General features: G+C 29.8%; 9 protein-coding genes. 7 read left to right on the top strand and 2 right to left on the bottom strand.

Features of this window, described 5'->3' with window-relative positions:
- Nucleotides 1–4 precede the first annotated feature (4 nt).
- Complete coding sequence (locus H8909_RS11805) at nt 5–268, bottom strand: hypothetical protein (protein WP_187012980.1); 264 nt, start codon at nt 266–268, stop codon at nt 5–7.
- A 415-nt stretch (nt 269–683) separates the two neighbouring features.
- Between H8909_RS11805 and H8909_RS11800 the strand changes: the two genes are divergently transcribed.
- The 7 genes from H8909_RS11800 to H8909_RS11770 all read left to right on the top strand — a co-directional run bounded on the left by H8909_RS11800 (nt 684) and on the right by H8909_RS11770 (nt 8,025).
- Nucleotides 684–1,862 carry a hypothetical protein gene (locus H8909_RS11800; protein ID WP_187012979.1) on the top strand — a complete coding sequence of 393 codons (1,179 nt, stop codon included), beginning with the start codon at nt 684–686 and terminating at the stop codon, nt 1,860–1,862.
- A gap of 295 nt (nt 1,863–2,157) precedes the next feature.
- Entirely contained in the window at nt 2,158–2,832 is a 675-nt protein-coding gene (locus H8909_RS11795) for a hypothetical protein (protein WP_187012978.1), read from the top strand.
- 304 nt (nt 2,833–3,136) lie between these two features.
- Nucleotides 3,137–3,922, top strand: coding sequence for a hypothetical protein (locus H8909_RS11790; RefSeq protein WP_187012977.1), 786 nt, complete (start codon nt 3,137–3,139; stop codon nt 3,920–3,922).
- 14 nt (nt 3,923–3,936) lie between these two features.
- Nucleotides 3,937–4,908 (top strand): hypothetical protein, encoded by a 972-nt coding sequence (locus tag H8909_RS11785; protein WP_187012976.1) that lies wholly within the window; start codon nt 3,937–3,939, stop codon nt 4,906–4,908.
- Nucleotides 4,909–5,099: 191 nt separating this feature from the next.
- On the top strand, nt 5,100–5,870 hold the full coding sequence (locus H8909_RS11780; protein WP_187012975.1) for a hypothetical protein: 771 nt from the start codon (nt 5,100–5,102) through the stop codon (nt 5,868–5,870).
- Nucleotides 5,851–7,443, top strand: coding sequence for a type IV secretory system conjugative DNA transfer family protein (locus H8909_RS11775; protein WP_187012974.1), 1,593 nt, complete (start codon nt 5,851–5,853; stop codon nt 7,441–7,443). Before H8909_RS11780 ends, H8909_RS11775 begins: the two co-directional genes overlap by 20 nt.
- Nucleotides 7,444–7,446: 3 nt before the next feature.
- Entirely contained in the window at nt 7,447–8,025 is a 579-nt protein-coding gene (locus tag H8909_RS11770) for a ClpP family protease (protein ID WP_187012973.1), read from the top strand.
- 117 nt (nt 8,026–8,142) lie between these two features.
- On the opposite strand, the gene H8909_RS11765 is transcribed toward H8909_RS11770, so the two are convergent.
- Nucleotides 8,143–8,844, bottom strand: a complete 702-nt coding sequence (locus H8909_RS11765) for a CHAT domain-containing protein (protein WP_369409832.1) — start codon at nt 8,842–8,844, stop codon at nt 8,143–8,145.
- Nucleotides 8,845–9,174 lie beyond the last annotated feature (330 nt).

Here is a 9,174-nt window from a genome sequence, read left to right as displayed (position 1 = left end):
TTTTTCAAATTAATTGTGGACTTCCAACCGTATTCAATTTTTTGGTGAGGCGGACTTGTCCAGCGTATTGAGTGGACTTCTCTACTGTAACGAGTGGTCTTCCATTAGCGGAATACTCATTAAATTTGTTAGATTCTAGTTCGTTATATTTAGCAATAACTTCATCGCAAACTATTTTTATATCTCGATCGTTTAAATTTAATGGTTCAATATCACCTGTTATAGGACCATCTTCTCTAAGATAATAAAATTTTGGTGTTGTATCCATAATCGTATCCCCTCCTTTTTTATTATAAAATATTTCTCAAGAAATTCTAATATAAATGATATATGCTGATAATAATTTTATCTTTTATTTTTCCTATATGAGGATTGTTTGGTTGACTGAAAACCAGCTATCCTCTTTTGTATTTCAAATTTGATTAATGGAATGCGATCATCCATTTTATGTGCTGTATAAAAATGGGAAAAAGATATCAGGATAAGTTATAGATGACGGAGGTGATGACAATGAAATATCAATCAAAAAGAAATGATGATGATTTTCTATTTAAGATATATTGATTTCGAAAATCATAATATGAGGTGATATCAACTGTTCGATTGTAATCATACAAAGTGTATATCACTGTTAAAAAAGATGGACAATCCATCGATTTATTACAAAGAAGGAGTTTAAAAAAATGAAACGTTTCTTACCTATTATAATATCCCTTGTATGTTGGGTTATATTTATAGTTCTCTCTACATTAAATGCTCTATTGCATTATAAAGCAAATTTCATAATGATTTTATTTGTTTATGTTCTTTTTGCAGGTGCAGCTATGGGTGCTACATTTATCTGCTGGAAAATTTTTAAACCAAGAACTGAAGTGTTAGAAGAATCAACAGACGATAAAGAATTAAGCTATCTAGATTATTCCATGGAATTGATTGCTAATTTAGCATTTATAATTCTCTTTTGTTGTCTGATGCAACTGCAGTCCCCTAACTATTTTGATGTTTTTTTTGAAAAATATATTCAAATTGGATCACTCAGAATTAGCAAATTTTATATGTTTCCGATTGTGACATATTTGATTGTTCCTTTATGGTTTAACTTGATTTTTAAAGGGTTAAAAGAAAAGAATTTTGACAATAACTATGGTTCTTCTGTAATTATGCAGATTCTTATAATAACCTTAGCATCTTATCTTTTATTGATGGCATTACCAAACAGCTGGTGTCTTGAATTAGCAATAATTGAAATACTAACTGTGGTAGCTGCAATCAGAAAATATATTTGGAAAAAATGGAGTAAGAAAAAAATAAGTATCTTTATGATAGGCTATGTATATTTCTGGGTGTTCGCTTTAACAAGCCGTTTTAATCAAGGAATACGATATATTCTTCACCTTTCTACTTATTTGAATACAAGTATAAATTATGTAAAGATGATTTTTAATGGTGGTCTATTAGTTGGCCCATCTTCTCAATTACTTAAGAATCAAAATATTACACAATTCTTAGTAGATAGAAATACTTATATTCTAAGTGGCTTATGTCAAGGTGGATGGATAATGGTTATAGCGATTATCATTACTCTTTTTGTATTCTTGTGCAGTACTTATCGCTTATTAGGAAAACGTGGTATTTCTAATGATTATTATGTCTTATGTAAGGCTGTATGGTGTGGACTAGCATTAAGAGTGATATTTGGAACATTATACAGTTTTGGAATTATGATTCCTTTTAATCTTCCTTTCTCAAATAATTTGTCATTATGTATTGATACTATGGGATTAGGATTATTGATTTGTAATTACCACTCATCATTGCATAAAGATAAAGCTCTACCTAATGATAATAAAACAAATGAATAAGTTATCTACAGAGTTAATGTTTTAATAAGTAGGGTTACATATGGAAGGAGGCTATAACGAATAGATAGTATTTACTACTCTAAGCGTTATAGCCTTTCCATATATCCTACAGAAGAGGTTAATTACAATGCTTATGTGGTTTAGTATGCACAGTTATCCTATCTAGTTCAAATATATAAGTTGATATTCCTTTAATGGTATATGAACCTATATTACGTGTTACACCTCCTTCTATTTTTATTATCGAATAGAAATAATTAAAAAATAGGGAAAAGTAAATAGGAATAAGTTATAGATGACGGAGGTGATAACAATGATTTATGAATCATTAAAGGTTATGGATAACTATAAATTAAAAAGCGAGGAAACAAAAATGGAAGTGATGAAAAGTATAAAATTCAAAGGATTAAATCATCCTTTATTTATCACTTATTTACACGGAACTATTAATGCATTATTTTATGAGTCTGTAAAAGTGGAAGATTATTCCAACCAGCAGAAATATTTATTTGATAAGTATATAGCTGAGAATATTAAACTTTACCACGATAAAACATATGAATATTATATCAAACGAGATAAATATTTAACGACACTTTCTCGTCAGTTAAGCAGATATTGGAATGTAACTCAATCTAGACAGAAGAAAATATCTAAGTGTTTATCTAAAATAAATTTATACAGTGATCTTATTGATGTTGTGAGACAACAATGTTATGACGAAATATTAATAACTAAACATGTAGTTCTATTAAAGATAGATATTTATTGTCGTGCTGTTAATGAATATTTAAGAAAAGAATTAACTTATGATAAAGATATGTTTGATGAGTGTATCGAGTATTTTAAAGATCAAACAATTGACAATAGTAGTGATTTTGTAGAGCAGTTAGCGACGTTGTTTCCAGAATTAAAAGAAGAAATTCCAGAATCAGAAGAAGAAATTTCAGAATCAAAAGAAGTAAATTAATAATACTAAGAATTTGATATGAGGATAATATGGATAAATTATGATCCATCTATCCTCTTTTTATTTAGTTAATAGAATTTCATAAAAGGATGTCCTAATAAAGGGAAAATGAAAACAGGATAAGTTATAGGTGACGGAGGTGATAGCAATGAAATATCAACTAAGAAGAAATGATATAAATAATAGAATCTCTTTAGATGATTTTCTATCTAAGAAGTATGGATTTTGAAGATTAGTGTGTGAAGTAATCCAATTGGTTCACTTTAATCGATGAAAGAAATAAAAATAAGAAGGAGACTTAATTATGATTAAAGCAGCAGCATTAAAGCCAGTGACCACTGGTGATATGAACATTGTAAACAATGTACTTACAAATGGGCGTCAGAATATAAAAATTGAACATTCAGAAGAGAAAAACTTAGTTCCTCATGTAGTAGAATCTCTTGCATGTCAAATGGTTGATTTAGATGATTATATCAAAGATTATCTAAGAGAATTAAGATCACTATACGCTTCAAAAAAAGATACATTTCATCTAACTATGGATCATATTCCTTTAGAGAAAAAGGGAGAAATCATCAAGTTATTTGAAAACTTACAAGGTGTTTTCTCAGGTGTATATTACTGTGAAAATTGTGATGTTCTTTATGGAAAATTAACTTATAGTCCAAAAGCACAGAAATTCATCGATGGAATATACATGGAAATTGCATGCCGAAAAATGGTAAAAGATATTCTTTGTGAATTTGAAAACAAGTATTCAAAGAGATTCAATCTTTATTCTAATACTATTATTAAAACAGGAAATGGTAGCATCCAACAAGAATTCGATTTAATTATAGAAAGTCCATCTGATGGTCATATCTATCTAATTGAGATTAAGTCTGGTAATAATTTCAATGAATTCGATAAATTTTACAATATTGGTTGTAAATACCACGTTATTCCTAAGAGATTGATGATGATTAATAATCATCTCTCTAATGAACAGATTGAATCAATAGAATATTTTTGTGAATACTATTGTGTAAACTTAAAAAACGATAGTTTACGTAAAAAGATTTTCACAATGCTTGAGAATGACTTATAGAGGAGGACACACAAATGAAATATACTAAGTTGAATGACCCAAACACTTATTCAAGAATAACACCTGAACTAGAAGAAATGCCAATACCTGCACATACTATTTTTAATGTTGCAGAGAATGAAGAAATCAAACGTTCATATGTACAATCTCGTACAACAACATTACAAGAACTCCGTATTTTATTAGATGAAGAAGATATTACAATTGTAGAAACAATTGCAGCTTCCAAATATTTAACTTCATTACAAATTTTTGAATACATTACATTAAGAGGTTTAGATGTAAAAAGAGAAAATCTCCGAAAACATCTTCTTAAGTTAATGAAATATCGTGTAATTCAAGAGAGTATGTTACTACAGCCAGGATGCGTGAAAGGGATAATGTATTACGAGCTTAATTACTTAGGTTTTCTATTAAGTAAAAATGGTATTGATTTCCATAAAGGGATACAGTTTACTGGAATTTCAAAAAGTGATGACCCTTGTCGTATAAAAAGAATATTAGTTGGAAATCAAATCATTCTTAATCTTCTTATGAGCAATATAGTAATGGAACGTTTCGGTGTGATGGAAACAATGCGTCCAATTGTTGAGGGTAGTGTAGGAAACATTCTTATTCGTACACCAGTCTATGTTCGTATTGATCAAAACTCTGTTCTAGCATATGACGTTGTTCGAGATACAGAAGAAGGTTATTTGAAGATTCTTGACAAAGTAAACCGCTATTATCAATTAATTCACAACCAAGATTATCTTATTTCCAATTTTCACCATGATATAGTTTATCCTCAGTTAATCATTTGTGGTGAATCATATGAACATAATGTGAAAATACTCAACTTATTGAAAGACTCTAATGTCTATAATGATGAAGATCCAATTCTATTTACTGAAGACCTCCTTAATTTAAGACGATCACCAGTGTCAATTTATGAGTTAGGTGAAGATAATAAGCAAATATGGTATTCACTACCACAAAACAATTAACTTCTGTGTCTGAAGCATAATTATTTATGATTATAGGTGGATGGTTAGTCCATCCACCTTTCTTTGATAAGAAATATTATTTTCAAAAGAAGGGAAAAATAAAAGACAATACGTTATAAGTGAACGTGGTGATAACAAAGTACGAACCATAAATATTTTACATAAGTTTCAATTTAAGGAGGAATATATCTATGAGTACTTCAAGAAAGAATTATTATTCAGAAAACTATGTTCTTCTAGGTAAACCCTATGAACAACAAGAGAGTATTCAATGTATTGTTGATGAGTATAAAGATAAACATTCAGATTTTTTTGAAGGTGAACGGGATTCATTTGTATTTGAACTACGTTATACAGAACCCTTTGAAAAGCAATTTACCGAATTAAAACGTCTCCAAGGATTAGCTGCTGAATGTGCAGGACATAGAAATGAATTTAAGGGTTATATTATTATCAATTTAAGTAATTATTTAAGTCATGCTGATGATCATTATTTTAAAATAATACTCTATTTTCTTTTAGATATGAATGATAGATGGAAGTATATCTTTCTGATTGATAATAAGAATCAAAAATCAGCCAATGAGCTAGTCAGTAAAGTTCTTCATTTCTTTGTTAGTGACAATATTTCATGTAAAGTTATCGAGGAAAGAAAAGAGAAAGAAAAAATTAAAATCGTAAATTCAATATGTGCAGGAAAAGGAATTAACTGTAGTGATGATGTAAAAAGCTTATTTGTTGAACTATTAAATCATGATTTTAAAGAAGAAGTTATTTCTCAATTGATTACAAGTATTTCATGGTATTCAAATAAGTGTATAACTATGGAATTAATTGATAGGTTGATATCTAATCCAGATTCTATAATTCGTTATATGTTAGGTAAAAATGAATTAGATGAGCTATGTCATTTATTCAAATTAAGAAAGGAAGAAGAAAAACATGAAGAAGCACGAAGCTAGTTATGCTGGTTATGTATATAAAAAGCCTGTTTCTTATTGGAGTGAAACAGAAGAGGTAAAAAAACATCTTACCAAAGTATCTTTTAATAAGAAGAGTAAGATTGAAAAAGGTGGCATTCCAATTATATCTGATGGTAAAACTGCATATATTGATTCTGATGATGGACATACAGCAATTATTGCTTCAAGTGGTATGATGAAGAGTCTTTCTTGTTTTACTCCTCTTATCTATACTCTTGGTCGATCTAATACACCTGAAAATATGATTATAACTGATCCAAAAGGTGAATTATATAATTTAACTGCAGGCATGCTCCGTGAGGATGGATATAAAGTGTTTTGTATAGATTTTCGCTCTATGGATAAGGATTGCTTTAATATTTTGAAATATGCTGCTCAAATATATAGAAACGGTAATAAAGACCAAGGTCTGTCTTTACTTTCAAATATAGTTAATACCTTATCGGAAGATCAACGTAAAATCACAAAAGATGTTTTCTGGAGTGATACATCCCGCATGTATATGAATGCTACTGGAGCATTAATGTTTGAATCTTATCCAAATATAGAACAGATTAATGTTTTAAACTGGTCTGATTTTAATACTCTTGATTGTGCTAAGTATATTGAATCCTCTTTTTTAAGTGCTATGCCTGATAATATGATAAAAAGCTCTCTTATGCAAATATTATCTTCTCCAGAAAATACACTTAGATGTATTTTGGTTTCAGCAGCTGGTTGTTTTGGGGTCTTTAATCAAAATCCTAAGTTATCTAGAATGTTATCTCACAACACATTTGAATTAGATGATTTACTCAAACCAAAGACTGCTTTATTTATTGTAACTGATGATACAACATCTACAGCTGATCCAATTGTTGGAATCATTATAAGTCAGATTCAGAGTTTCTTAATTGATAAGGCTTATCACTCTAAAGATGGTCATTTAAAAACTCGTATTAATTTTGTCTTAGATGAGTTTGCCTCAATACCAATTCCAAATATGGATAAAGCATTAGCAACACATCGTAGTAGAAATATAAGGTATTACCTTTGTGTACAAAGTTTAGCACTTCTAAATGAAAGATATCAAAATCCAGAAAAACTCCTTTCTAACTGTACATCTACATTGTATCTTGGCTCTACTGAACTGGAATTACTCAATAACTTGGAAGCAAAATTAGGAAATACAAATATTACTCCTGATGGTATAGAAAAACCATTATGTAGTTTAACAGATCTTATGATGCTTAAAAAAGAATGGAATTACAAAGAAGCAATCTATATCAATATCTCAAAAGGAATAAAATATTCTACGATATTACCAAGTATTTATATCTATGACAATAAAAAATATAAAGTACCTTCATATGATATAAATCCACCAGAGGTTAAGATCTATTCACCATCTACATTTATTGAAAGTATATTGGATCGTGATATACCTCTTCCTTTTTACGATGATTTTAAAGAAGAGAAAACAGATACAAAGATTGCTGAAGAATCTAAAATAACTTATATTGATCATTTTTTCAATGAAGTACTTGATTCATCTGATGATGAGGAGGAATAAAATATGAAATCACCAACAACAAGAATTACTACTTCTACAGGTTATATGGCTTCTGACTGTGTATCAGAAGAATTTTCTAGAAGAGTCATCTACATTACAGAAGAGATTACAGATTCATTGGCTGCAGAAATCTGTTGTCAAATTAATCATTTAGCTGCAGTAAGTGATGAAGATATCACTCTTTGGATTATGTCTCCTGGTGGCTCTGTCACTGCAGGATTTGCGATTTTAGATACTATGAATAGTGTTGAATGTGATATTAAAACAATTGTAATGGGTCAGGCTGCCTCTATGGCTGCAGTGATAGCATCATCTGGTACAAAAGGGAAACGTTATATTGGGCAAAATGCTGGAATGATGATTCATCAAGCTCTAGCTGACTTCTCAGGGCAAACTACAGATATTCTTAGACGTGCTCAACATATAGAAGAAATCAATAATAACTTATATACAATACTTGCACATAATTGTGGTGCAAGTATTGAGACAATTGCGAAAGATTGTGATAGAGATTATCATATGGATGCAAAAAAGGCGATTGATTATGGTTTAGTAGACCATATATATCAAAGTCTCATTTAAGAGTAACTCAAACAAAAAGAGATAACTTTAGATACTTAACATAATAGTAAACAGAAAAAAAGGTGATCACTTTATCTTTGGCAGATAAGTCTTCACCTTTCTGATTTATTTCTAATACTATGAATTCTCTATCTTTCCCTGAATAATAAATTCATTCCAGTCTTCAACTACATATTCTCCATTCTTCTTTCTGACTATTTGTCCTCTCTTTTCACTTTCCTCAATTCTTTTATTGAGTTCTTTGAGATTTCTTGTATATACCATATGACCGTTTATTTTGTTCTTCATTTCTTTCTCAAAGACATCTTTCAATTCTTTGAGTTCTTTTAAGCCATGTTCTTTTAAGTATTCTTTGGTATCCTTAAAGGATTGATAGATATTATTTATCTCGTTATATCTCTCATAGAATACTTTCATGAATATTGCCGAGTTAAAGTCATCTACTTCTTCTACAGTAAGTAGCAATGTCTGGCATCCTGCAAGCTCAAACGCGCGTCTGATACCATAGATACCTTCACCACTTATATTCTCCCCTAGGCCTGTGTTACAAGCTGATAATACAGCAAGTTCTGTTCCTTTTAAGTCCATATACTGTATTTCTCTGGCACTGATATAACCAGAATTATTTTCATCAACGTTATAACCTGATAAGCATAGGATACCTCTATCCATAGGTTCCATATGTTCATTATCTAGATAATCACCATGAGTGGATACATGAAGTATTCTTGGTCTTTTTGTGTTAAGGAAGTTATCATGATTAGCTTGATATGAACTATATACAGTGGACTTTTCACCATAGATATCATGAATAAACATACCTTCAAGATATGAACCATAAAGTATTCCTTTTTTATCTCCTCTATCATTATCATCTGACAGTCTTCCAGAGAAATCAGGATAGACAAATGATACAAGCTGATCTGTACTGTCATCATCTGTATTCTTCTTGAAGAGTGTCTGTACAGAACTTAGGTAAGAAATATTTGAACAGTTAAGTACTCTTTCGAAGGATATGTTATAGAGTTCATGGTACTACGTCAAGAAAAAGTACCAGTCAAACTGAGATTTCTTTACTAATTCAATTAATCTTTACATAACTTTTTTCATATTGATTTGGACTTTGATAATTACAGTGGCTATGTATTC

The sequence above is a fragment of the Catenibacterium faecis genome (genome assembly GCF_014306455.1).
Taxonomy (GTDB): domain Bacteria; phylum Bacillota_I; class Bacilli_A; order Erysipelotrichales; family Coprobacillaceae; genus Catenibacterium; species Catenibacterium mitsuoka_A.
The sequence above is the reverse complement of the archived record's forward strand: the minus strand, read 5'-3'. Positions and strand labels throughout refer to the sequence as shown.

What these genes read in the sequence shown, in the direction of transcription:
- H8909_RS11765 (WP_369409832.1), bottom strand. Translation starts at nt 8,844, where the DNA reads ATGTTTATTCATGATATCTATGGTGAAAAGTCCACTGTATATAGTTCA.
- H8909_RS11780 (WP_187012975.1), top strand. Translation starts at nt 5,100, where the DNA reads ATGAGTACTTCAAGAAAGAATTATTATTCAGAAAACTATGTTCTTCTA.
- H8909_RS11790 (WP_187012977.1), top strand. Translation starts at nt 3,137, where the DNA reads ATGATTAAAGCAGCAGCATTAAAGCCAGTGACCACTGGTGATATGAAC.
- H8909_RS11795 (WP_187012978.1), top strand. Translation starts at nt 2,158, where the DNA reads ATGACGGAGGTGATAACAATGATTTATGAATCATTAAAGGTTATGGAT.
- H8909_RS11785 (WP_187012976.1), top strand. Translation starts at nt 3,937, where the DNA reads ATGAAATATACTAAGTTGAATGACCCAAACACTTATTCAAGAATAACA.
- H8909_RS11805 (WP_187012980.1), bottom strand. Translation starts at nt 268, where the DNA reads ATGGATACAACACCAAAATTTTATTATCTTAGAGAAGATGGTCCTATA.
- H8909_RS11770 (WP_187012973.1), top strand. Translation starts at nt 7,447, where the DNA reads ATGAAATCACCAACAACAAGAATTACTACTTCTACAGGTTATATGGCT.
- H8909_RS11775 (WP_187012974.1), top strand. Translation starts at nt 5,851, where the DNA reads ATGAAGAAGCACGAAGCTAGTTATGCTGGTTATGTATATAAAAAGCCT.
- H8909_RS11800 (WP_187012979.1), top strand. Translation starts at nt 684, where the DNA reads ATGAAACGTTTCTTACCTATTATAATATCCCTTGTATGTTGGGTTATA.